Origin of the sequence: Microbulbifer variabilis ATCC 700307, assembly GCF_000380565.1 — a bacterium.
In the GTDB taxonomy this organism is placed as follows: Bacteria; Pseudomonadota; Gammaproteobacteria; order Pseudomonadales; family Cellvibrionaceae; genus Microbulbifer; species Microbulbifer variabilis.
In genome coordinates this window covers 1-23189 of sequence record NZ_AQYJ01000020.1, presented here as the reverse complement: position 1 = coordinate 23189, position 23189 = coordinate 1, and the positions used below count along the sequence as shown (strand labels likewise).

20 protein-coding genes are annotated in these 23189 nt (G+C 54.3%); 10 read left to right on the top strand and 10 right to left on the bottom strand.

All coding sequences use genetic code 11. From position 1 onward, the window contains the following. Positions 1 to 45: 45 nt before the first annotated feature. The 4 genes from G367_RS0102365 (at position 46) to G367_RS0102350 (ending at position 3843) form a co-directional block, all read left to right on the top strand. Complete coding sequence (locus tag G367_RS0102365) at positions 46 to 828, top strand: hypothetical protein (protein ID WP_020411487.1); 783 nt, start codon at positions 46 to 48, stop codon at positions 826 to 828. Further along, complete coding sequence (locus tag G367_RS0102360; RefSeq protein WP_020411486.1) at positions 825 to 1298, top strand: copper chaperone PCu(A)C; 474 nt, start codon at positions 825 to 827, stop codon at positions 1296 to 1298. Before G367_RS0102365 ends, G367_RS0102360 begins: the two co-directional genes overlap by 4 nt. Positions 1299 to 1337: 39 nt before the next feature. Beyond that, positions 1338 to 1907, top strand: coding sequence for a YajG family lipoprotein (locus G367_RS0102355; RefSeq protein WP_020411485.1), 570 nt, complete (start codon positions 1338 to 1340; stop codon positions 1905 to 1907). Between the two features lie 166 nt (positions 1908 to 2073). Then, positions 2074 to 3843: an EAL domain-containing protein gene (locus G367_RS0102350; RefSeq protein ID WP_020411484.1), complete on the top strand. Its 1770-nt coding sequence runs from the start codon at positions 2074 to 2076 to the stop codon at positions 3841 to 3843. 58 nt (positions 3844 to 3901) lie between these two features. Here the strand turns inward: G367_RS0102350 and G367_RS0102345 are convergent, their stop codons facing one another. After that, positions 3902 to 4900, bottom strand: coding sequence for an adenosine kinase (locus G367_RS0102345; protein WP_020411483.1), 999 nt, complete (start codon positions 4898 to 4900; stop codon positions 3902 to 3904). A gap of 374 nt (positions 4901 to 5274) precedes the next feature. On the opposite strand from G367_RS0102345, the gene mrcB reads away from it, so the two are divergent. Continuing rightward, positions 5275 to 7845 carry a penicillin-binding protein 1B gene (gene mrcB / locus G367_RS0102340; RefSeq protein ID WP_020411482.1) on the top strand — a complete coding sequence of 857 codons (2571 nt, stop codon included), beginning with the start codon at positions 5275 to 5277 and terminating at the stop codon, positions 7843 to 7845. A 41-nt stretch (positions 7846 to 7886) separates the two neighbouring features. On the opposite strand, the gene hemB is transcribed toward mrcB, so the two are convergent. The 7 genes from hemB to G367_RS0102305 all read right to left on the bottom strand — a co-directional run bounded on the left by hemB (position 7887) and on the right by G367_RS0102305 (position 15532). Beyond that, positions 7887 to 8897, bottom strand: a complete 1011-nt coding sequence (gene hemB / locus G367_RS0102335; protein WP_020411481.1) for a porphobilinogen synthase — start codon at positions 8895 to 8897, stop codon at positions 7887 to 7889. 125 nt (positions 8898 to 9022) lie between these two features. Then, positions 9023 to 9649: a GntR family transcriptional regulator gene (locus tag G367_RS0102330; RefSeq protein WP_020411480.1), complete on the bottom strand. Its 627-nt coding sequence runs from the start codon at positions 9647 to 9649 to the stop codon at positions 9023 to 9025. A 6-nt stretch (positions 9650 to 9655) separates the two neighbouring features. Continuing rightward, the gene (locus tag G367_RS0102325) at positions 9656 to 10831 is read right to left on the bottom strand and encodes a benzoate/H(+) symporter BenE family transporter (RefSeq protein WP_020411479.1); all 1176 of its coding nucleotides are present in this window, start codon (positions 10829 to 10831) and stop codon (positions 9656 to 9658) included. A gap of 175 nt (positions 10832 to 11006) precedes the next feature. After that, a complete protein-coding gene (hemL, locus tag G367_RS0102320; protein WP_020411478.1) occupies positions 11007 to 12290 on the bottom strand; it encodes a glutamate-1-semialdehyde 2,1-aminomutase in 1284 nt (427 codons plus the stop codon). Positions 12291 to 12461: 171 nt separating this feature from the next. Beyond that, positions 12462 to 13247 (bottom strand): bifunctional hydroxymethylpyrimidine kinase/phosphomethylpyrimidine kinase, encoded by a 786-nt coding sequence (thiD, locus tag G367_RS0102315; protein WP_020411477.1) that lies wholly within the window; start codon positions 13245 to 13247, stop codon positions 12462 to 12464. 82 nt (positions 13248 to 13329) lie between these two features. Next, positions 13330 to 13752 (bottom strand): protoporphyrinogen oxidase HemJ, encoded by a 423-nt coding sequence (gene hemJ, locus G367_RS0102310; protein ID WP_020411476.1) that lies wholly within the window; start codon positions 13750 to 13752, stop codon positions 13330 to 13332. Between the two features lie 34 nt (positions 13753 to 13786). Then, positions 13787 to 15532: a chloride channel protein gene (locus tag G367_RS0102305; RefSeq protein WP_245556647.1), complete on the bottom strand. Its 1746-nt coding sequence runs from the start codon at positions 15530 to 15532 to the stop codon at positions 13787 to 13789. 171 nt (positions 15533 to 15703) lie between these two features. Between G367_RS0102305 and argC the strand changes: the two genes are divergently transcribed. From argC to erpA, 4 genes are all read left to right on the top strand, one after another. After that, the gene (gene argC / locus G367_RS0102300) at positions 15704 to 16750 is read left to right on the top strand and encodes an N-acetyl-gamma-glutamyl-phosphate reductase (protein WP_026304893.1); all 1047 of its coding nucleotides are present in this window, start codon (positions 15704 to 15706) and stop codon (positions 16748 to 16750) included. A gap of 64 nt (positions 16751 to 16814) precedes the next feature. Beyond that, positions 16815 to 17546 (top strand): DUF6776 family protein, encoded by a 732-nt coding sequence (locus G367_RS0102295; protein ID WP_020411473.1) that lies wholly within the window; start codon positions 16815 to 16817, stop codon positions 17544 to 17546. A 33-nt stretch (positions 17547 to 17579) separates the two neighbouring features. Then, positions 17580 to 18023, top strand: coding sequence for a bactofilin family protein (locus tag G367_RS0102290; protein WP_157533300.1), 444 nt, complete (start codon positions 17580 to 17582; stop codon positions 18021 to 18023). Positions 18024 to 18181: 158 nt separating this feature from the next. Beyond that, positions 18182 to 18535 (top strand): iron-sulfur cluster insertion protein ErpA, encoded by a 354-nt coding sequence (gene erpA / locus G367_RS0102285; protein ID WP_020411471.1) that lies wholly within the window; start codon positions 18182 to 18184, stop codon positions 18533 to 18535. Between the two features lie 29 nt (positions 18536 to 18564). Here the strand turns inward: erpA and G367_RS0102280 are convergent, their stop codons facing one another. Next, on the bottom strand, positions 18565 to 19674 hold the full coding sequence (locus G367_RS0102280) for an anhydro-N-acetylmuramic acid kinase (RefSeq protein ID WP_026304892.1): 1110 nt from the start codon (positions 19672 to 19674) through the stop codon (positions 18565 to 18567). 16 nt (positions 19675 to 19690) lie between these two features. Next, positions 19691 to 21070: a peptidoglycan DD-metalloendopeptidase family protein gene (locus G367_RS0102275; RefSeq protein ID WP_020411469.1), complete on the bottom strand. Its 1380-nt coding sequence runs from the start codon at positions 21068 to 21070 to the stop codon at positions 19691 to 19693. A 275-nt stretch (positions 21071 to 21345) separates the two neighbouring features. Between G367_RS0102275 and tyrS the strand changes: the two genes are divergently transcribed. Then, on the top strand, positions 21346 to 22650 hold the full coding sequence (gene tyrS, locus G367_RS0102265) for a tyrosine--tRNA ligase (RefSeq protein WP_020411467.1): 1305 nt from the start codon (positions 21346 to 21348) through the stop codon (positions 22648 to 22650). Positions 22651 to 23189 lie beyond the last annotated feature (539 nt).

The window sequence follows — 23189 nt, the reverse complement described above, 5'->3', positions numbered from 1 at the left end:
TAGTCGGGCGCATAGTTCTGACTGCTGCACCGGACAGGGGTTCAGTTGCGCCAGCAGTATAGCGATGCCAGTGGTACAAAAAAACAACAGCGGGGGATTGCTTTGCCGTCATTTGAACGCCTTCACAGCCTTAGTGGCTGCCTGTTCATGATCCTGGTGCTGGGGGCCTGCAGTTCCAATCAGCCAGTTCCCGCTCCACCCACCCCAGCGCCCAAAAAAGCCGGACCCTCAGCGGAGGCAGTAAGGCGGGGCAATGTGAATTTCTTCCTAAAGCGTGCTGAACAAGCCCTGCGCAAGGGGCATCTGACCCAGCCGGCTGGCGCCAGCGCCTATGACTATTACTTGAGGGTACAGCAGCTAGATCCCGGAAATCGCGGGGCGCAAACCGGCATACAGACCATTGTCGTTACCTATGTGGAGCAGGCCCGGGAGGCCCTGCGCCGGCGGGCGTTTGGCGAGGTGCAAACCCTCCTCAAGCGCGCGGAGATGCTTGCGCCAGGCAATGCTCTGGTAGCTGAGGTTCGCGAGAACTTGCTGCGGGAAAGGGGGCGGGCGCGATTAGACCTGCCAGAGGGAGAGAGTATCGGACTTCCGGCTGCAGAGTTGAATGCCAGGTCTAAACATCTCTCCAGTCAGTTGGAAAAGATTGCGCAAAGAATCCGCAAAGAGCAGTTACGCGTCATTATTGTTGCCAGGGACGATGCTGAAGGGCGTTGGATTTACCAGCAGTTGCGCGAAGCTGTGCCTGGTTACCGTGTGCGGGGCGACATAAAGGTCGGTAGCCCGGCGCGACTAGTTCTTGTTAAACCCAGTGGAGGGGTCCAGTGAAAAAACCAGTTTTGTCCGTATGGATAATTGCTGTCGGTGTTCTGTTGTTTGTTAGCAGGGCTTACGCAATAGCCCTGCCTTTACAGGTAGAGGGCTATGCGCGTGAGACGCCCCCAGGTGCCCCAATGAGCGCAGCCTATTTGTCACTTCACAATACAGGAGAGCATTTGCTGTTACTCAAAGCTGTGGAGTTGCGGGGAAAGCAGGATATTGGTGTTGACCTACATACCACTGAGAGCAGTGATGGCATCAGCCGAATGCGTCCGCTAGAGCAATTGGCGATTGCCGCCGGCCAGAAGCTACAGATGGCTCCGGGGGGAGTGCACCTGATGATCCATGGATTACAACTGCGAGAAGGGGAATTACTGCCCCTGCGCCTGGTCTTTACCAACGGTTCCAGTCTTGAGATTGAAGTACCGGTTGTCGGGCCGAATAAAGCAGACAAAGAGCATCATCATCACCATGGCTGAGCCGAACTAGTTTTTTTGTTGAAGTAAGGGGAGGAAATAATGAAAAAATTATTATTGTTTATAGGGGCCCTGTGTTTAGCTGGTTGTGCCCATAGCCCGTTGCAAATCCAGTTGGAGCCACAAGTGCAAGTTGCTTCCGAGTCCTTGGGAGCCGGCCATAGCCTGAGTGTGCGCGGAATCAATGAATTGCCCAACGGTGGCCTGGGTTCTTTGGGGGGGGTTTATGCTGAGACCTCTCAAGTAAGTATCGGCAATGATGCGGGAGAAGCGATTGCCTTGGGTTTACGCCAGGGTTTTGCTAATTGGTCTTTTCGTATCACAGATACCGCCCCCGAAGTACAAGTGGTGGCAAAACTGGTAAAACTCACTTACAACAGTCCCAACACTGTCTACACAACCACTATCGATACCTCAGCTGAAATCCACCTGGAAGTGACTGCTGGAGCCGCCTCATATTTTGCGACTTACAGTACGTCAGGTAAGGATCGCAACCTGGTCAAGCCCAGTCGTGAAGAGGTACAAACCCGGGTTAACGGGTTGTTGAGTGCCACCCTGCAAAAAATATTTGATGATGAGAAGCTTAAAAACTTCTTGCTAACTCATCTTTGAATGTGCAATTTAGGCGCCATGTAAGAATGGTGCGGCTGGGAGGCTGAATAATTGAATAAAATCGGCGATCTTGGACGACGATGTCGATATATTCCTTTAGTTTGTGGAAGGAACAACTCTGCAACAACAGAGTTGCCTGCCAAACTGCCTCGCCCGCTCTGGAAATATGGCTGTGACTCTGTTTGATCCAGGCTCTGCCAGGTATCTGGGGCCACTTGCCCAATTGGAAGAGCGCTTCAATCCCAGCGAGCAGGTGAGTCTGCAAGCGGCGGAAGCTGCTCTGGGCGAGATTGCCGATGGAGTGATAGTTACTGACCCCAGCGGGACAGTACTCTATGCCAATCCACTAGTCAGTGAAATGAGTGGGGATCTGGTTGGGTTGCTGCCAGGCCAGTCGTTGAATGACGGATTGATACTCTGGGATGAAAAAGGCGTGCCGCTTCCGCCATTGCTACCGGATTCTCCCGCTGACGAAGTGCCGAGTACCCAGGAAATCAGCGCTTGTATCCACCGACCTGGAGATAGTCGCCCGCCCTTAGAGGTTACAGTACAAGTAATGGCGCTCTGGGATGCCGGTGAATTGAAGCACTATGTACTTGTGTTACGTGATACCTCCGCTGCCCGACGTATTTCTACCCGCCTAAGCTGGCAAACCAGTCACGATACACTCACTCGCCTGCCAAACCGCCAGTATTTTGAGAGCGAGCTGCAAAAACTCCTGTCTCAATGCGTCGATAAACGCCAGCACCACGTACTTCTTTACCTGGATGTATACCAGTTCAAGGTGATCAACGACACTCTCGGCTTTGTCGCCGGTGACCAACTGCTGGTTCAGTTGGTTACCCTGTTGCAGCGGGGTTTGTCCAGTTCCGATCTGTTTGCTCGGGTGGGTAGCGATGAGTTTGCCATCCTGTTGAGAGATTGCACCCTGGAAGAGGGGGGGCGGGTAGTTGCGCGCCTGCGAGAATCCGTGCAGGAGTTTAGATTCCACTGGTTGGGCAATGACAACCGGGTGGCTATTTCCATTGGTGTGGTGGGAGTGGACCGCTTTACTCCCAATGCCAGTCAGCTACTTGCCACTGCCAATGATGCGTGCTGTTCAGCGCGGGAGCAGGGGCGTAACCGGGTTAAATTATTTGGTGACTCCCGCAAGTCGCTGGAGAAACGCCGTGAAACCACTTGGGTGGCAGAGATCCATGCGGCCCTGCGTGAAGATCGCCTGATTCTCTATAGGCAGCCGGTAGTCGCACTCCAGGGAGAGCGCAAGGTACACCATTTTGAGATTCTGGTGCGCATGCGTGGCCGGGATGGGGGGGTGATTTCTCCAGGCCTGTTTCTGCCAGCAGCCGAGCGCTACGGTTTGATCGAGGAGGTCGATCGCTGGGTAATCCGCAAGGTGTTCCACTATATGGCCCAGGAGCAACATATCGGGATTGCCGGCACCAGCTATGCAATTAATATCTCCGGTATCAGCCTGGGTGACGAGACTTTTGCCGATTTTGCACTGCAGGAGTTAGCCGATGCGGGAGTCACACCTTCAAGAGTGCAGTTTGAGATTACCGAAACCAGCGCAATTAATAATTTGGAACGTGCGTTAATCTTTATTCACAAGCTGCGCGCAGCCGGTTGCAGTTTTGCCCTGGATGATTTTGGTCGCGGTGTTTCCTCCCTGGCCTACCTGCGCCAGCTGCCGGTGGACTACCTCAAAATTGATGGAAGCTTTGTGCGCAATATGCTTGAGGATGAAATTGATAGTGCCATGGTGAGCACTATCGATCATCTGGCCAAGCGTATGGGTATCAGTACTATCGCCGAATATGTGGAGAGCCCGGAACTGATGGAGCGACTTTGTCAGATGGGGGTGGACTACGCCCAGGGCTTTGGTATTGCCGCTGCCACCGGGCTGCCCGAAATAGGGGATTTCCAAGGCCTTTGAAATAGAGAGGCGGCCATAAGGCCGCTTACCGATTACCATCCATAAAACAGCGAATCTTTTAAATAACTGCTGCGAGCAGTTCCGAGTGCTGTTCAGCCTGCAGGCGGGGACCATACTGGCTAACCACTTGCGCGGCGGCGCGACAAGCCAGTTCTCCCGCCTCTACAAACCCCATTTCCCGGTTGATCCCGTACAGGAAAGCACCTGCAAACATATCCCCGGCGCCATTGGTATCGATGGCATGGACTTCGGGGCTGGCCACGCGTTTAAGTTGTGTGCCATCCCACAGGAGTGCTCCATCGGCGCCGAGGGTGATAGCGAAGCTGCGGCAATAGTCACGCAGTGCTTCGGCGGCTGCATCCAGGGAATCGGTTCCGGTAAAGCCTAGGGCTTCATCGCGGTTGCAGAATAGGATATCTACGCCACCACCAATCATTTCCCGCAGGCCTTCGCCGAAGAACTGTACCATTGCCGGATCAGACAGGCTCAGGGCGGTTTTCACTCCAGCCTGTTGTGCCTGCTCGCGCAGGGTGATCGCTGCTTTACGGCCGGTCTCGGAAGAGACCAGGTAGCCTTCGATATAAGCCCATTGGGAGGATGCCAGAGCTTCATTGTCCAGTTCGGCCACAGACAACTTCTCGCTAATACCCAGGTAGGTATTCATACTGCGTTCAGCATCCGGGGTAATCAGTACCAGGCACTTGCCTGTGGTACCCCCATCGGCTTCCTGCAGGCTGGCAGGATAGTCGACGCCTGCGGCACTGAGATTATTGCGATAAAAATCGCCATTATCATCTGCAGCAACTTTACAGGAGTAAAAAGTGTTCAGTCCGAAATAGCTGGCAGCAATTACAGTGTTGGCGCCAGAGCCACCGCAGGCACGCTTGGCTGTGACCAAGTGATCCTGCAGGTCATCTACAAGCTGCTGCTGCCTGGCATCGTCGACCAGAGTCATGATTCCCTTTTCAACACCGAGGGCTGACAAGTCCGTGTCGGATACTTCAATTTCCGTATCCAGCAGGGCGGCGCCAATGCCGTAGAGATCGTATTGCCTCATATCTATCCTTTTCGGGGTATTTGTCTAGATTTCCGCCGCATTATGGCTGTGATTACAGCAAGTGCAAGGCGGTAGGTTTGACTTCAGCGAGGCATTGTTTATAAAGGCGCGTTAAGCCTCAATATGAACTAATAGGGCGTACTTGTGGTCAATCCACGAACAAGTCGTAGCACTTCGATTTACGACCGGCCAGTATTTATTCTGGCGTGGGAGTCAGGTGGTTCAGGGATGTTCCCCAAAGGCACCGGTCCGGGTGCCGGAGGCAAGATACCAGTGGAGCTGCCACCAGCTGGTACCCTGCCAAAGATAGTGACTGGGCTGTCGTGCCCCGCTGTCAATTGATGTACTGACCTGGCAGCTGGATACCTCTTTTTATGGCCTCGACCAAACGCCGGCGCGGCAAAGCGTCACAACCGAAGAGACGATACCGCTGGCTCAAATTCCTGTTCCTGCTGGCTCTGGTGGGAGCACTCTCCCTTGCTGGTTATATGGCCTACCTGGATGTACAACTGCGAGAGCGTCTGGATAGCCGCCAGTACCAGCTGCCGGCGCGAGTCTATGCTCGTCCCCTGGTTTTGCGCGAAGGGATGGTGATGCATCCGGATGAATTAGCCTCCGAGTTTGCAGCACTTAATTACCGCAAGCAGGAAACCCTCAGCGAGCCCGGTTCCTGGTCCCAAAATGGCATGGATTACTCTGTTTGGCGTCGCGATTTTATTCACTCCAATGGCCGAGAGCCGGCGGCAGTGGTTTCTTTCCGCCTGCGCAACGATGAGATTAGCAATCTGCGCGATAGCGATGGGCAGCGCATCGCGGAATTCCGCCTGGATGCGGCCAATATTGGCTCCTTGCTCGGAGGTGGTGATGATCGCAACCCTGTGAGATTTAGCGATATCCCGCCGCTGGTGGCCAATACTCTGATTGCTGTGGAGGACCAGGATTTCCTCAACCACTTTGGAATATCCCCTCGGGGTATTGCTCGTGCCATGGTTGCCAACGTGAAGGCCGGGCGTCTGGTACAAGGTGGTTCCACCATCACTCAGCAGCTGGTAAAAAATATATTTTTTGATCACAAGCCGAGCCTGCAGCGAAAAATTAATGAAGCGCTGATGGCAGTTTTGATGGAGATCCACTACGACAAAGGCTACATCCTGCAGGAATACATCAACGAGGTTTGGCTCGGACAGCAGGGCGCCCGAGGCATCTATGGTTTCGGGCTGGCCTCTGAATTTTACTTCCAGCAGCCACTGGACACCCTGGAACCGCATCAGGTGGCATTACTGGTGGGTTTGGCCAAGGGCGCTTCTTACTACAATCCCTGGCGACACCCCGAGCGTGCACTCGAGCGTCGTAACACTGTATTGGAACTAATGCTGGAGCAGGGGTTAATTTCCCAGGCTGAGTTCGAACTCTATGCGGCCAAACCCTTGGGGGTGGTGAAAGGTGGAGTGACTGCGCAAAACCCTTACCCTGCTTTCACAGAGCGGTTATTGGCGGAATTGCGCCCCTACTATTCCTATGAAGAGCTGCGGACTGCGGGCTTGAGGATCTATACCAGCTTGTCGCCTTCGGTACAGAAGCTGGCCGAAGAGGCTATCAGTAATGGGGTCCTACAGCTGGAAAAGGACCGGGGAATTAAGGTCAATACTTTACAGGCCGCCACCGTGCTGATGGACAACCGCAGCGGTAACGTGCTGGCGATGGTGGGAGACCGCGATCCGGATTATCCGGGCTTTAACCGCGCGCTTGAGGCCCGCCGGCAAGTGGGCTCGCTGATCAAGCCCGCAGTCTTCCTCACTGCCCTTGAGCGCCCAGAAGAATACAATCTGGCGACGCTTATTGACGATGCGCCTGTGCGCATCGAAGAGGCGGACGGCGATGTGTGGATGCCGCAGAATTTCGACAAGCTAGCCCACGGCCAGGTACCTCTTTACGTAGCGCTTGCAAAATCCTACAACCTTGCCACAGCGCACCTGGGGCTGGATCTGGGGCTGCAGAATGTGCGTCAGACCATTCGCCGTCTGGGAGTGGAAACCAGCCTGCCGAAGGTGCCGGCGATGTTACTGGGTGCCGTTGAAATGACACCATTTGAAGTGGCTGGCATGTATCAGACTATTGCCAACGGTGGCGAAACTGTGGAGCCGCGCACTTTGCTGGCAGTCTCCGATGCCGGTGGCGGGCGTGTCCAGAACTTCCGCCGCCGTGCCCATCGCGGAGTTGATGCGGTACCGGCCTACCTGCTCCGCTGGGGTCTGGAGCAGGCTATGCGTGAGGGTACCGGACGCAGGTCTGCCAAGCGTTTACCTAGCAGTGTGGCATTTGCAGGTAAAACCGGAACTACCAACAATAACCGCGACAGCTGGTTTGCCGGTTTCTCTCCGGAGATTACTGCAGTGGTTTGGCTCGGGCGCGATGACAATGAGCGCACTCGCCTGACGGGGTCTACCGGTGCACTGCCAATTTGGACAGAGATCATGCGCAGGCTGCCCCATGAGCATGGGCCTGTGGAGCCGCCGCGGGGGGTGGAGGTCAAGTCGGTGAATGCACGCGGCGAATATATGGACCCGGACTACTGTCGTGGCGGATATGAAATTCCTTTCTCCTACGAGACGCGCCTGCAGCCGGCACCGGAATGTCGCGGGCGTGATCGTTGGCGCTGGTTTCGCAACCTGTTTGGCAATGGGCGCTCAGAGGCGGCACCGCGGGAGCAAATGACTCCCGGCTGGGGTGTAGATCCCAGCGAGCAGCAGCTGCGTGAGCAGCGTCGTCGCCAAATGCAGGAACAGTTGCGTGGTGATGATGCGGAAGAATTTGGTGTTGATCGGGGGTACGAAGAAGAGCCCGTCGAGCTCCCCCGCAACCAATCTTTTGAATCGGGCCCTGGCGGCGCCCCCGTAGAGGAGGCTCAGCCGATAGGCCCGGCACTGGAAGACCAGTGGCCCTGACTTAAGTCGCATGACCGAGAGTCGCGCGCGATTCTTGACGACTAGCTCTGCAGCAGTCGTGCGGCCTCTTCGGCGAAGTAGGTGAGGATGCCATCTGCACCGGCGCGCTTAAAGGCGAGCAGTGATTCCAAGATAACAGCCTCCCGCTGTAGCCAGCCGTTCTCGAAGGCGGCACAGTGCATCGCGTACTCTCCGCTCACCTGGTAGGCGAAGGTGGGCACTCGCAATTCTTCCTTCACCCTGCGTACTATATCCAGATAGGGCATACCCGGTTTAACCATCACCATATCAGCACCTTCCTGCAGATCCAGAGCGCACTCGTGTATGGCTTCATCGGTATTGGCTGGGTCCATCTGGTAGCTGGCTTTACTGCCGCCTTTCAAATTGCCCGCTGAGCCAACCGCGTCGCGGAAGGGGCCGTAGTAGGCAGAGGCGTACTTGGCCGCGTAGGACATAATCAGGGTATTGGTGTGGCCTGCCCCTTCGAGAGTCTGGCGAATGGCGCCGATGCGACCGTCCATCATATCTGAAGGTGCGACCATGTCTGCACCGGCAGCTGCATGGGATAGAGCCTGCTGCACCAGTACTTCTACAGTTTCATCGTTGACGATATAACCGCTGTGGTCCATCAGCCCGTCCTGGCCGTGGCTGGTAAAGGGGTCCAGGGCTACATCGGTAATGACGCCCAGCTCAGGCGCAGCATCTTTCAGCTCACGCACGGCGCGCTGGGCCAAGCCATCGGCATCGTGGGCGGCACTGGCGCAGTCTGATTTTGCCGAGGGATCTACCACGGGAAACAGGGCCACTGCGGGGATGCCCAGTTGCTGCAGTAGCTTCGCTTTTCTCGCCAACAAATCCACACTCAGGCGCTCCACCCCTGGCATAGAGGCTACCTTTTGGGTTTCGTTGCGCCCCTCGATTACAAACAGCGGCAGGATCAGGTCATCGCAACTGAGCTGGGTTTCACGCACCAGGCGACGCGAAAAATCCTGGGCACGCAGGCGGCGCAGGCGGGTGTTGGGATAGGCACCGCGGCCGAGACTTTGACTCATAGGGCATTTACTCCGACTATCCATAAGGCTGCAGAAATCCTGCAGCCACAATTGGCGGCCATCATATCAAATTGCTTACTGCGGTGATTTCGGAGGCTCCATAAGTCCCCGCAGTTAGCCTCCATTCAGGGTTGAGCTGAGCGCAGATAGCGCACCAGTGATTTACCGGCGGCTTCAATATGTTGTGTCAGTAATGTTGTGGCTAGCTCTCTATCTCCCCTTTTCAGGGCTTTGAGAATGGAGAAATGCTCCCCCTGGCTAGTGTTTTGGTATTGCAGGCTGCGGGATTGGTAACCGATATAGCGTTCACACTGGCGGTGTAGTTGTTCCACTGCAGAAAAAAGCGTTGGTCGCTCGGCTGCCTTGTAAATGCAGGCATGGAACTGCCAATTCAGGTTGCCGATTAGTTCGGCGGACATTTGGGGGTTGGCCTCCATCGAATCGAGAATATCGTTGGCTCGCCCCAGTACTTCCCCACTGAGCTTATCTAGCGCCAGGGTCTGCAATAGGGGCTCGAGGCGCATACGCATCAGGTAGAGGTCCTCTACTTCGATAGGGTCAAACTGAGGCACTGCAACACCGCGCTTGCCGTGTGGTGAGAGCCAGCCTTCATTTCGAAGTTGATGCAGGGCATCCCGTACCGGGATACGGCTTACATCGTAGAGTTCAGCAAGTTCAACCTGCCTTAATACTTGCCCTGGGATGAAGCGCCCCCGCTGTAGATCTGCTTTGATTTTATCGTATAGGCCCATTGGAGCTTATGAACTCCTGCGGTTAAAAAGCCAGTAACAGGCGAGCCCGCCCAGTAGCCCCCAAAATGCGGAGCTGACACCAAACAAACTAATACCTGAAGCGCTGACTAAGAATGTGATGATTGCCGCTTCTCGATGTTCTGCTTCTGCCGTAGCACTTGCCAGGCTATTGCCAATGACCCCTATCAATGCCAAGCCCGCAAGGCCGGCGATTAATTCCTGTGGAAAAGCGCTAAATAATGCCACTACGCTGGCACCACACAAGCCCACGATTAGATAAAAGATACCGGCCGCAATACCGGCGGTATAGCGCTTGTCTGGATTGGGATGCGCCTCAGGACCGGTGCAAATTGCCGCCGTAATAGCGGCCAGGTTGAAGGCAAACCCGCCAAAAGGGGTCAGTAGTAGGGAAGCCAGGCCCGTACCGCTGATGACTGGGGAAATGGGCACTCTTCCATAGCCGCTGGCAGCCAGAGTTGCGGCACCGGGCAGATTCTGGGAGGTCATAGTGACGATAAACAAAGGCAGCCCAATACCGATCAAAGTGGAAAGGCGAAACTCCGGAGTAACCCATACGGGTTGTGCGGCTTTCCAGTGGATTTGATCGAAAGCGATCAATTGTAGCTTCCAGCAGGCTGAGACCCCGACCATGAGTACCAAAAGAATGGCATACCGCGGCGCCCATCTCCGCCCAACTATGTAGGTTAGGGACATAGCGCCAACAAGAATTGGCTGGGCTTGCAGGGATGTGAATACAGAGAGGCCAAATTGCAACAGTATACCTGCGAGCATGGCACTGGCGATGGGGGTTGGTACCAGACGATTGACCCGGTCAAAGGCTCCAGAAAGGCCTACCAGCAGAGTTAATATGGCGCTGCAGACGAAAGCTCCAATAGCTTCGGCAATCGGAATCCCGGTGAGACTGGTGGCCAGCAATGCTGCGCCTGGGGTCGACCACGCAGTAATCACGGGAGCCCGGTAATACCAGGAAAAGGCGATACAGGTTAGCCCCATTCCCAATCCGAGGGCACCGATCCATGAGCCGGTCATTAGCTGGTCGGCACCGGCAGCCCGTGCGGCCTCAAAAACAATCGCTGCTGAGCTGGCCACTCCTACCAGAACTGTGATGAACCCGGCGCTGACAGTGGAGAGGCTGGTATCTAAAAGTGGCGATTTATTCAAAATGTATACCTTTTAAATTATGTATACATTTTTGTAGATGCTTTAACAATACACAAGACTTATGCGTCGAAGCGCGCCAATACCTGAGAAATGGTTGTGATTTGTGCGAGTGGTAAAATGGGATTTAGTGTTGGAGTGCAGCACCTGCGGGCGGCAGGTGCTGTAGCGGGGGCAATCAGTCGAGGCGTGCAAAGACTTTTTCTGCAGCGGCTATGGTTGCTTCAATATCCTCATCGGTGTGAGCCGCGGACATAAACCCGGCCTCGTAGGATGCTGGTGCCAGATAGACCCCCTCCTCGAGCATGCCGTGGAAGAAGCGATTAAAGCGCTCATTGTTGCATGCCATTACCTGCTGGTAATTGGTGACCTTTGACTCCTCGGTGAAGAAAAAGCCGAACATGCTGCCAACTTTGTTGGCCGTAACAGGAATACCTGCTGTCTTCCCGGCAGCGAGAATGCCTTCCACCAGGCGGTCTGTCCTGGCTACCAGTGGCTTGTAGAAGTCGCTCTCCTCTACCAAGCGTAGGGTTTCCAGGCCTGCCACCATGGCCACCGGATTTCCGGACAGGGTGCCTGCCTGATAAACCGGCCCCAGTGGCGCTATCTGCTCCATAATTTTGCGTTTGCCACCGAAGGCGCCTACTGGCATACCGCCACCGATTACTTTACCGAGGGTAGTAATATCGGCTTCGATACCATAAAAGCCCTGAGCGCCGGTCAGGCTCACGCGAAAACCGGTCATTACCTCGTCAAGAATTAACAGGGCGCCGTGCTGGTCGCAGACTTCCCGCAGAGTTTCCAGAAAGCCGGGCACCGGGGGAATACAGTTCATATTACCGGCTACGGGTTCGACGATAATGCAGGCGATCTGATCACCGAACTCTTCGAAGCAGGCGCGTACAGCATCTGGATCGTTGTAACTCAGGGTGATGGTGTGGTCCGCAAGGGCGGCAGGCACCCCTGGGGAGGAGGGCACGCCCATGGTCAGGGCGCCGGAACCGGCTTTTACCAGCAATGAGTCTGAATGGCCGTGGTAGCAGCCCTCAAACTTCACAATCTTATCCCGTCCGGTATAACCGCGTGCCAAGCGAATGGCGCTCATTGTGGCTTCGGTGCCGGAGTTGACGAAGCGCACCAGATCCATATTTGGCCATAGCCGACAGAGTTCCTCGGCCAGCTCGGTTTCCAGCTCGGTGGGAGCGCCAAAGCTGAGGCCGGATTGAGCCTGCTCCACAACGGCCTCGATGACTTCGGGGTGGGCGTGGCCTAAAACCATGGGCCCCCAGGACTGTACATAGTCGATATAGCGCTTGTCATCAGCGTCGTAGAGGTAGGCGCCCTCGGCACGGCGGATAAATACCGGCGTACCGCCAACCGCGCGGAAAGCCCGTACCGGAGAGTTAACGCCGCCGGGAATGTACTGCTGTGCTTCTGCGAAGAGCTGCTCGGATTTACTCATAGAATTCATTCAGAAATTACGGAATAGGCCAAGAATCAGCGGACCATTATCGCGGCGACAGGCCTTGAGGACAATGTGGAGATCACAGGGGGTGTGGATTTCGGGTTGGCCGGCGGGTCGCACCGATTTTCACACCGATGCGGCAAGTCACTTGTCGGGCAGGGAGAGGCTTTAGCGCTCACACCAGAAAAGGCGATTGGGTATCGGCCGCCCCATACCCAGGCGGCGGCTGTCGCGAATGGCGCTCCAGGCATACTGTTGGCTGCGACTGACAGCCTCAATGATGGTCAGGCCGTGGGCAATATGGCAGGCGATCGCTGTGGCCAGGGTTCCGCAGACCCCATAGGCCGCTGGTGGCAACCGTTCCCAGTGGAATTCCCGGATCAGGCCACGTTCGTCGTAGAGACGGTTTTGTAGCTGTTGCTCATGGGGTACGCCAGTAAGTAACAGATAGCGGCAACCGCTTTCAAGCAGCTCCTGGGCCATGGCGTCATGTGTATCGGCCTCTACCGCCATAGCGCGGGCTTCGCGGCGATTTGGGCAGACCATGGTGGCATAGGGGAGTAGTAGGGAGGCCATGGCTTCCCATAGTGGGGGGGCCAACACACTTTCCTTATCCGCCAGTGTGGCATCGGGGTCGATCACTACCGGGATATCGGGGTAGTCCCGCAATACGCTGTGCAGTGCCCGAACATTCTCTACGGAGCCCAGGTATCCCACCTTGATTGCAGCTACCGGCATATCTTCCAGAACTGTGCGGGTTTGCTCTACTAGCAAGCTTTCATCTACTGGAGCAACCCCAAGCAGTTCGCCAGTGTTACACACACTGATGGCGGAAACCGCGGAGGCAGCATGGCAGCCCAGGCTGACAGCCGTCTCCGTATCTGCGGCTATTCCTGCACTGCCGCTAGGGTCATGGTGGGTGACGGTCAGAATAACGGGCTGCGGTGTATCCATAGAAAATCTACATGACTGCCAAAAGCTGTGCGCCTAATTTTAGTTGCTGGCTGCCCGATACAAAGAATGATTCTGCGCCAAATTAAAATGGCTTGACCACAGCCAGAATCACAATGGCAAACAAGGCTACAGTCGGAACCTCATTAAAAATACGAAAATAGCGTCCGCTACGGGTATTGGCCCCCTGGGCAAACTTACGCACATAGGCTCCACACATATGATGATAGGCCAGTAACAGCACGACAAAGGTAAGTTTCGCGTGCATCCAGCCTGCGGATGTGTAGTAAGCCGGGTTTAGGCTGTAGAGCCAGATGCCTAGAGCTACGGTAGCGATCATCGCGGGAATGGCGATACCGCGGTACAGGCGTCGCTCCATAATGCAAAAGCGATCGCGACTTACGGCGTCTGTGGCATCGACATGGTAGACAAAAAGGCGTGGCAAGTAGAAAAGCGCAGCAAACCAGCACACCATGGCGATAATGTGAAAAGCCTTGATCCACAGCATTGAATATCCCCTCAAAAAGAAACGCGAAATTATTTTATTTCCGGTAAAAGTTATCGATCTGTAGCGGCAGAATAATGCCCGCGATGCGATTGTCCAGTGAGCCGCTCTGATGGCGATTGATATACAGGGCATCGGCTCCAGTGCTTTTCAGTTTTTGCTGGGCTTCGAGCAGGGTGGCGCACCAATTTAGTTCGGCCATTTGTTTACGCTCGCCAGGAATTTTAAGCAGGTCTATGAGGGGGGGCTGCCCAGGTTTTTCCTCCTCTTGTTTTACTGTGGTTTCTGTATCCCCACCTTTTTCGGCACCCTGTAAAAATGTGGCCAGGTCGGCAGCACGCAACAATTGCGGAGCGGGTTCATCGGGCAGGTCGATCAAAATCCACTGGGGGTGTTGAGCGATTAACTCTCTCGCCTGATCAACTGGGATTTCCCTTGGTTCAACGACAAAGTTTCTGTCCATTTGGCTGGCTACGCCGACACTACTGAGCATTTGTTGGCGCCAGGTGGGGGTCCCGGCCTTGTTCAAGGCGCGTAAGGTTTCCTGGTAAATCCCCCGGGTGGCGAATACCTGTCTGCTAATAAGCATCGCTACTACGATCATCATCATGCCTGGGAACAGGACATTCGGATTGTAGGTCAGTTCGAGAATTGCCAGCAAAGCTGCCAGTGGAGCATTGAGCATTGCCGCCATCATTGCGGCCATACCCACCATTGCATAAAAGCCCGGGCTGGCGGTGTGTGGTCCCAGCCACATATTGGCGAGGCCTCCGGCGATCCCCCCCAGGCAGGCACCAAGAATCAGGGCTGGGCCTATGACTCCTCCGGGGATACCCAGCCCCGAACCCAGTGCTGTTGCCACCAACTTGGCGGCAACAATTACCGTTAATGTGGCGATGCCCAATTCTCCCAGCATTGCCATTTGCAGGGTGTCGTAGCCACCACCAAGAATTTCAGGTACCCAAATGCCTAAGGTGCCGGTTACAAGTCCCACCAGTAAGAAGCGCAGTAGCGGGGAGCGATACTGTTGGCGTGTCAGGCTGCGGTGGGCCCAAATAAATAGAGCTGCCAAGAGTCCGATTGCGAGTGCGCAGAGAAATAGGATAGGCAGCTCTGCGAGGGAGTTAAGCTGGATAGCCGGAACGTTAAAGTCTGGCTCACGCCCAAAGGTAATTTGGGTGATGGCACTGCCAGTCACTGCAGCCAACATGACAGGTAAAAAACCCACCACTGAATACTCGAGCATCACCACTTCCATGGCGAACACCATCCCGGCCAGAGGAGTATTAAACGATGCGGCGATAGCTGCGGCTACACCGCAGCCCAGCAGGCTGCGTGCCGAGTTATTGGGCAGGTGCAGTACACGTGCTAGCCAGCTGCCACTGGCGGCTCCAAGGTGTACAGCAGGCCCCTCACGTCCTACAGAGTGGCCGCTGATCAGAGCAATGGCGCCGGCAAAAAACTGCAGTAGAGCATTTTGTATTGGCATTTTGCCCTGATGGTTATAGAGGCGATCGAGAACATGCACCACACCGACGTCGTAGCGCTTGGGGCTGAGTAGCAGATAGATAATGCCGATCACCAGTGAGCCCAGCACAGGTAGGGCAAATCGCCAGAAAGGCGATAAGGATTCATAATTTTGGGGGACTGACAGGAAAAATGTTGTAGGCCACTCCATTGCCAGGCGGAAGAGAATAGTTACACCTCCAGCCAATAGCCCAGTAATTAATGCCATACCCACTAGTGGCGCTAAAGCCTCCTTGGCAGAGAGTTGTAAACGCACGTGTTCCAAGCTGTTTGTCTTGGGTAAACACCGAGCTAACGCGTTTTTCAGTAATTTCCTAGGGCGCTGTGACACTGCACATCCTTCAAGTGCTGGGGCTTATGGTAGAGTGCTTGGCTGGTTTTATGATTATCGTCTCAGTTGGCAGATTTACCGGGAGATTTTAGCAAGGTGATTAAGGTAGCAATTGTTGGTGGCACCGGCTACACAGGTGTTGAACTGCTAAGGCTTTTGACGACACATCCGCAAGCAGAAGTTACCGCAATCACCTCACGCTCTTTGAAAGGCACCCCGGTGGCGGAGTTATTTTCCAGCTTGCGAGGCCATTATGACTTGGCTTTTTGTGAGCCGGATATTGAGCAATTGTCCGCTTGTGATGTGGTATTTTTTGCCACTCCCCATGGGGTTGCCCAGGCCCAGGTGCCGGCGTTGATTAAAAGAGGTGTACGAGTTATCGACCTCTCCGCCGATTTCCGCCTCAAAGATATTTCCACCTGGGAGCAGTGGTATGGCCAGGAGCATGCTGCTCCCGAGTTGGCCCAGGAGGCCATATACGGATTACCGGAAGTAAATCGTGCCGAGATAGCTGGTGCTCAATTGGTGGCCTGCCCAGGCTGTTATCCCACTGCGATTCAGCTGGGCTGGATTCCACTATTGGAGGCGGGCGCTATTGAACCAGCGGGCTTAATCGCCAGCGCTGCTAGTGGTGCCAGCGGTGCGGGTCGCCAGGGTAAGACGGATTTGATATTGGCTGAAAACAACGACAATTTCCGCGCCTATGGGGCTGCTGGCCATCGCCACTTACCCGAAATTGAGCAGGGGCTACGACGGGTCCAACCCTGTGAGGCGAGCCCTGCCCAGGTGACCTTTGTTCCACATCTCCTGCCAATGATCCGGGGCATACACGCAACCTTGTTCGCGAAGTCCAAGACAGATATGTCACCACTGGAATTGCAGCAGTTGTTTGAAAATCGCTATCAGAATGAGCCTTTTGTGGATGTTCTCCCCGCTGGCAGTCACCCTCAAACCCGTAGTGTGAGAGGTACGAATATGTGTCGTATTTCCGTGATGCAGCCCCAGGGTCGGGATACTCTGCTGGTAATGTCGGTAATCGATAACCTCGCCAAGGGCGCTTCTGCCCAGGCGATACAGAATATGAACATTATGTTTGGCCTAACTGAGACGTTGGGCTTGGAGAGCCCGGCGCTGCTGCCTTAGAATCAAAAAAATACGACAATCGATAAAACCCGGTTAAGCCGTAGCGGATTTTTGGGAGCTCAGAGTGAAAGGCAGCAAGCAGTACCGTATGAAAGTGGTGCCCCATCGCCCCTTTTCAGGTGTAATCACAGCAGGTGGTGTCGCCCTGTTGGTACTGGTTACTTCCGCCAGCTCTTACTACGCCGGACAGTATCAACTGCGTAAAAACCTCGATGAAAAAACGAGGGAGTACACAAGGGTACTGGGGCGCCTTGAGGCGTTGAACAGTGAAAATGAAACTCTGCGCATGCGTGCAGCAACTGCTGAACAGTCCCTGGCGATTGGTGAGCAGGCCAGTGAGACTGTACGAACCGAGCTTGTGCAGAAAGAAAACCAGATCGCAGAGCTAAAGCAGGAAATCTCTTTTTACCGCGGCGTTATGGCCCCGGCAGATGGTGGTGAGGGAGTATCTATAGGCCGCTTTATTCTTTCGCAGACGGCTGATGCGCGGAGTTACCAATACAAATTACAAGTCCAGCAGTCGGCGGTGCGACGCAACGTGGTTCAAGGCTCAGCCACTTTCACTGTGGTGGGGCGCCAGGATGGAGAGCTGAAAAGCTACCCACTAAAAGATTTGTCTGACCAGGTGGAGAGCGTATCCATTCCACTGCGTTTTAAATACTTCCAGAATATTGAGGGCGAACTGCGCCTCCCCGAGGGCTTTGTTCCTGAAGGGGTGGAGTTATCGCTTAAGTCTACCGGGCGCAAGGGATTCAATATCGAACAGCGCTACGGTTGGCTGGTACAGAAAAGCTAGCATTAATGCCAGAGGCATGAGGTTTTAGGGATTATGTTGAGAAAAAAAGAGAAACAAGTAGCTATGGCCAGTTCCGGTAGTAACCACACGACCCTAATTGCGCGCCAGACAGAAGTATCTGGGGATATTCACTTTCGTGGCAATCTGGTCATTGAGGGCAAGGTAAAAGGCAATGTCACCGCTCATAGCGATAGTGATGCGCGCCTGCAGATAGTCGATGGCGGAATCATAGAGGGAGAGATCCGTGTTCCTCAGGTCGTGATTAACGGAAACGTGAATGGCGATGTGTACGCCACGCGCCACCTGGAGCTGGCGGCCAAGGCTATGGTGGAAGGCAATGTGCACTATAAGCTGATTGAGATGGTAAAGGGTGCCCAGGTGAACGGGGCCCTGGTTTCCAACGTGGATATTAGCTCCGCTGGTGAGACCCCCATGATCGGTTACTCGGAAGATGAGACTGTCATCGAGGCTTCCTGAAGCCCACTCCACCGGCCTGGCAGGTGAGTAGCACCAGGGCCTGTTGCTCGCAAATACTTGACTGGTTTCCTGGGTTTAAGCAAGATGACGCCCCCGTAGCTGCATTCTGCATAGCTTTTATGCGAGCTGCGAATGTCCCGATGAGTTGAGAGAGACTTATGTCAGAAGCTGTATCCTTTTCTCCTGCGCCACTGGTAGTCACCGATAAAGCTGTGGCCAAGGTAAAGAGCCTGTTGGAAGAGGAGGGCAACCCGGAGCTCAAGCTCAGGGTGTTCGTCACCGGTGGTGGCTGCTCAGGATTCCAATACGGTTTTACCTTCGATGAACTGGTTGCCGAAGACGATGCCATCATTGAGAAAGATGGTATCCAGGTACTGGTTGACGCCATGAGTTATCCATACTTGGTTGGCGCCAATGTTGATTACGAAGAGGGTTTGGCCGGATCTCGCTTTGTGGTGCAGAACCCCAATGCTTCCTCAACCTGTGGGTGCGGCTCCTCCTTCTCGATCTGAGCCGCACTTTAGGCGATTTGAGCGGTGTTTCAGGGGGAGTAAATGGCGCCCAAAACAGCCTCTTTTTTTGCTCCTGTGACTCCGGGGCAGTTGCCGGGCAGGCCGAGTAGAGTCTGCCGGGCCAGCCAGGCAAAGCCCACAGCTTCGAGCCAGTCGGCATCGATTCCATAAGTGCCGGTATCGGTAATTGACCAGGTTGGCAGTCGTCTCTGCAGCCGAGACAGCAGATCTTTATTTTTGGCCCCGCCCCCACAAATCAGTAGTTCCCCCCCATCAGCGAACAAATGCACAGCCTCGGCAATACTGGCGGCAGTTACTTCCGACAGGGTTGCCTGCACGTCTGCAGGAGACAGCTCCAGGCCAGCTAGCGCCTGCTCCAGCCAGCTGGCATTGAAGGTTTCACGGCCGGTGCTCTTGGGAGGCTCCGCAGCAAAATAGGGATCTGACATCAGGCGATTGAGCAACTCGGGGTGGGCACGACCACCAGCGGCCCAGGCGCCATCCCGGTCAAACGGTTGCTTCTTATGTAGGTTCACCCAATAGTCCAGCAAGGCGTTGCCGGGCCCGGTATCGTAACCATATACACTGCCATCGGCTGTCAGCTCGGTGATATTGGCCATTCCACCGATATTCACCACGGCGCGATTGCCCTCGGTTTTAAAAGCGGCGCGGTGAAATGCGGGCATTAGCGGAGCACCCTGGCCTCCGAGGGCCATATCGCGTCGGCGGAAGTCCGCTACTGTACTGATACCAGTCAAAGCTGCGATAGTGTTCGGGTCCCCCAGTTGTAAAGTGAAGGGGGAGGTCACAGTGCCTGGCGGGCGGTGCCGCACAGTTTGTCCGTGGCTGCCAATTGCGGTTACTGCGCTGGCCTCAATACCGGCACGGGCCAACAGGGTATTGGTGGCCTCGGCAAAAGCCTGGCCGAGCTGTCGGTCCAACTGTCCGGCACGATCCAGTTCAGAGGGGCCTGGGGCGCACAGGGCTAGGATGGCATCACGCAGCGAGGGGTGAATCGGGTGGCCCAGAGCTGCCAGGATACGCGGCTTGATTCTCTCTTCGCCGCCAAAATCGACCAGTGCAGCGTCGATGGAATCGACGCTGGTGCCGGACATCAGACCGATAAAAAGATCGGGCATATTGAATGGCGCTTTATCAATTGTTTTCGTCAAGTTTGGCCAATGCTGGGCCCTGGTAGTTTTCCAGTTTTGCCAGCAGAGGTTGAGTCTGGTTTTTGAAGCGCGTCATTTCAGAGGACGGCACTGACTTGGCTTTGGGAAGCTTGCGCACAATTGTTGCAGGGTTCCGATGCCTTCCGTCCACCAGGAATTCGTAGTGTAGGTGTGGACCGGTTGCGTACCCGGTTGAGCCTACAGTGCCTATTACTTGGCGCTGTTTTACTCGTTGACCTTTCTTCACTTTGCGTTTGGTCAGGTGTAGGTAGCGGGTAACGTAACGTTCTCCGTGCTGAATAAATACATAATTGCCGTTGGGCTTACTGTAACCGGATGCGATCACACGGCCATCCCCTGTCGAGTAAACCGGGGTGCCACGCGGGGCGGCATAATCTGTGCCGTTGTGAGGGCGGCGCGACTTGAAAACCGGGTGCAAGCGCCGTGGATTAAAGTGGGAGCTGATGCGCACTATATCCAGCGGCGTACGAATAAATGCCTTGCGCATGCTTTTGCCTTCAGGCGTGTAGTAATTGGCGTCGCCGCTACTGTCGATGTAGCGCACTGCACTGTAAGTGCGGCCCTGATTGGTAAAACTGACCGCTAGAATGGGGCCGTTGCCAATTTTTTCCCCATCCAGGAATTTCTCTTCAAACATCACGCTAAAGGTGTCGCCCTGGCGTATATCCAATGCAAAATCGATATCGGAGCTGAACACATCAGCCACTTCCATAATCAGGCTATCACTCAGACCGGCCTCACTACCGGCAACAAACAGGGAACTGTCAATTTGAGCTAGGCGATAGGCGGGGTGGCTGTCAGGCTGGCGCTGTACCAACGTATGCTGGAAGTCATTACCCTCCGCGCGGGTAAATTTGACTTGGTTGAGACGGTCTCTTTGTAGTTCCAGACTTTGCAGTTGGCCTTCGGAGTTGACCTTAAATGTCAGCTCTTCACCGGGAGTTAGACGCGCTAGTTTCTTAGCTTCCTTGCCGCTGCCAAGCAGCTGATACATTTCGCCTGCGCTCACTTTGGCACGCTTGAACAGATCGGAAAGGGTGTCTCCGTTGCGCACCGTGAGGTTCAGGGACTGTATTGCCTCTACCGTCGCACTCGCCAAGGGAATGCTCTGGCGGGGCGAGACAGCCGCCAGTTGCTTGTCAATTTCCAGCGTGTCTTCATCTAAGGAGGAGAGATTGACGTCCAGGGGCATGCGCTTGGCTTCTACCTCTGGAGTGGGAATAAATAACGCCAATACGAGTACGCAGGCAGCGACACCAGCTGTTAGTGCGTGTACTCGCGGAAAGTGTTTGGGCAAGGCGCCAATACGGACACGTGAAGTCGGTTTGCGATGATTTTGCATGGTATTAATGGGCGGCGCCGGCTGTGGTTGTTATCTGCGCTTGAAAATCAGGGTGTTTAAAAAACAGGCATTGAAAGGGCTTTATAGCAAAAAAGCCGCCTTGGTTCACGGGGTAATTGACCCGGCTATCCATGAGTAAGTTCCTTGGCAGTAGTTTTACAGGTCGTGTCGAGCGCTTTTGCCCGCTTGTATTTGCTGCAAACTTCGGTAATGTTGCAGCGCATTTTGCCGCCGTCCGGCGGTACTAATTTCAAGCCTGAAGATGAGGGGAAAGCATGGCTGGGGTCGACATGACACTGCTTGAAGACTTGGACCGCCGCGGATTAATCAATCAAGCGACTGGTGACGGCGAACTGACGCAGCATTTGTCGGAGAGTCGAACCCTCTATTGCGGCTTTGATCCTACCGCAGACTCCCTTCATATAGGTAGTTTAGTACCATTGCTGACTTTAAAGAGGTTTCAGGCGGCGGGACATAAGCCCATAGCGCTTGTAGGCGGTGCCACGGGCTTAATCGGCGACCCCTCTTTCAAGGCGCAAGAGCGCAGCCTTAATACGCCCGATGTTGTTGCTGGCTGGGTGGATAAACTGAAGAGCCAAGTTTCCCAGTTTATTAATTTCGAATGCGGTGGGAATAGTGCAGTTGTTGCGAATAACCTCGACTGGACGCGCGATTTGAACGTGCTAGATTTTTTGCGTGAAGTAGGAAAGCACTTCTCTGTTAACAATATGGTTAACAAGGAATCCGTAAAGCAGCGTATCCAACGTGAAGGGGAGGGGATTTCCTTTACCGAATTTTCCTACATGTTGCTGCAATCAATGGATTTCTCCGAGCTGTATAAATTGCACAATTGCACCCTGCAAATTGGCGGTTCAGATCAATGGGGCAATATTACCGGTGGTGTAGATCTGACCCGTCGACAACACCGTGGTAAAGTCTTTGGCCTGACTCTGCCATTGGTGACTAAAGCAGACGGCACCAAGTTTGGTAAAACAGAAAGCGGCACTATCTGGCTCGACCCTAAGCGCACCAGCCCTTATGCCTTTTACCAGTTTTGGCTGAATACTGCTGATGCAGATGTGTACAAATTCCTGCGTTACTTCACTTTCCTTAGTGTCGATGAAATTGATGCGATTGAAACTGCTGACCGTGAACGTGCCGGCAGGCCCGAAGCCCAGGGTATCCTTGCGCGCGAAGTTACCCGTCTGGTTCACAGTGAGGAAGGCCTGGCTGCCGCGGAACGTATTTCCCGTGCGCTTTTCTCTGGAGATATCGCTGACCTGTCCACAGGTGATTTGGAACAATTGCGTCTTGATGGTTTGCCCTCTTCTGTACTTCCGAAAGGTTTCGGCGAGCAAAGCCTGATTAACCTATTGGTTGACGCGGGCATGGCTCCTTCAGGCAAACCGGTGAAAGACGCCTTGGGCCGCAATGCGGTTTTGGTCAATGGAGAGGCTGTTGGTATGGAGATGAGCGCAAATCCGGCCACGGTTTTTAGTCGTGAAAAGGCACTTGGCGACAGCTACTTTATCGTGCGCTTGGGCAAGAAGAAGTACCATCTGTTCAGCCTTGCTGATTGATGGTTTTTTATCCGGTTTTTGCTTAAAAAAACTTTTTTACAGAATTGTCATAAAAGTGCTTGCCGGCCCTCCCTGAAGTCCGTATAGTTCGCCTCCTCGCTGCTCAGGCAGCAGCGGGAAGGCAGCTCCAAGTAATTGATTTTCTTAAGAAAATTTCTTCAAAAAGAGCTTGCCAAGCACGGAGAGGTCGCTATAATGCGCACCACTTCAAGCAAGGGTGGAAACAACCTTGCCGGGATTTGAAAAGCGCTTTGAGCAGTTCAAATCACCGAAAAAAAAGCTGCAAAAAATCACTTGATTCAGCAGCCCGGATGTGTAGAATACGCGTCCCGCAGTTAGAGCCGAGCGCTCAACTGAGTTGTTTAAAAATTCGATCAAGCAATATGTGTGGGTGCTTACGGAGTGATGAATCGATACATCTAGCTTCGGCTAGAAAAAGATTTATCGGAAGTAAGTAACTCGAACAATTCGATTTACGTTTTATTCCGAGCAAGACTTAAGTCTGATCGAGAGCCATATTCCGGTTCTTGAGAAAGGCG

Coding starts and splice junctions, on each gene's coding strand:
- G367_RS0102355 (WP_020411485.1), top strand. CDS start 1,338: ATGAAAAAATTATTATTGTTTATAGGGGCCCTGTGTTTAGCTGGTTGT.
- G367_RS0102350 (WP_020411484.1), top strand. CDS start 2,074: ATGGCTGTGACTCTGTTTGATCCAGGCTCTGCCAGGTATCTGGGGCCA.
- G367_RS0102345 (WP_020411483.1), bottom strand. CDS start 4,900: ATGAGGCAATACGATCTCTACGGCATTGGCGCCGCCCTGCTGGATACG.
- mrcB (WP_020411482.1), top strand. CDS start 5,275: ATGGCCTCGACCAAACGCCGGCGCGGCAAAGCGTCACAACCGAAGAGA.
- hemB (WP_020411481.1), bottom strand. CDS start 8,897: ATGAGTCAAAGTCTCGGCCGCGGTGCCTATCCCAACACCCGCCTGCGC.
- G367_RS0102330 (WP_020411480.1), bottom strand. CDS start 9,649: ATGGGCCTATACGATAAAATCAAAGCAGATCTACAGCGGGGGCGCTTC.
- hemL (WP_020411478.1), bottom strand. CDS start 12,290: ATGAGTAAATCCGAGCAGCTCTTCGCAGAAGCACAGCAGTACATTCCC.
- thiD (WP_020411477.1), bottom strand. CDS start 13,247: ATGGATACACCGCAGCCCGTTATTCTGACCGTCACCCACCATGACCCT.
- hemJ (WP_020411476.1), bottom strand. CDS start 13,752: ATGCTGTGGATCAAGGCTTTTCACATTATCGCCATGGTGTGCTGGTTT.
- G367_RS0102290 (WP_157533300.1), top strand. CDS start 17,580: ATGTTGAGAAAAAAAGAGAAACAAGTAGCTATGGCCAGTTCCGGTAGT.
- erpA (WP_020411471.1), top strand. CDS start 18,182: ATGTCAGAAGCTGTATCCTTTTCTCCTGCGCCACTGGTAGTCACCGAT.
- G367_RS0102280 (WP_026304892.1), bottom strand. CDS start 19,674: ATGCCCGATCTTTTTATCGGTCTGATGTCCGGCACCAGCGTCGATTCC.
- G367_RS0102275 (WP_020411469.1), bottom strand. CDS start 21,070: ATGCAAAATCATCGCAAACCGACTTCACGTGTCCGTATTGGCGCCTTG.
- tyrS (WP_020411467.1), top strand. CDS start 21,346: ATGGCTGGGGTCGACATGACACTGCTTGAAGACTTGGACCGCCGCGGA.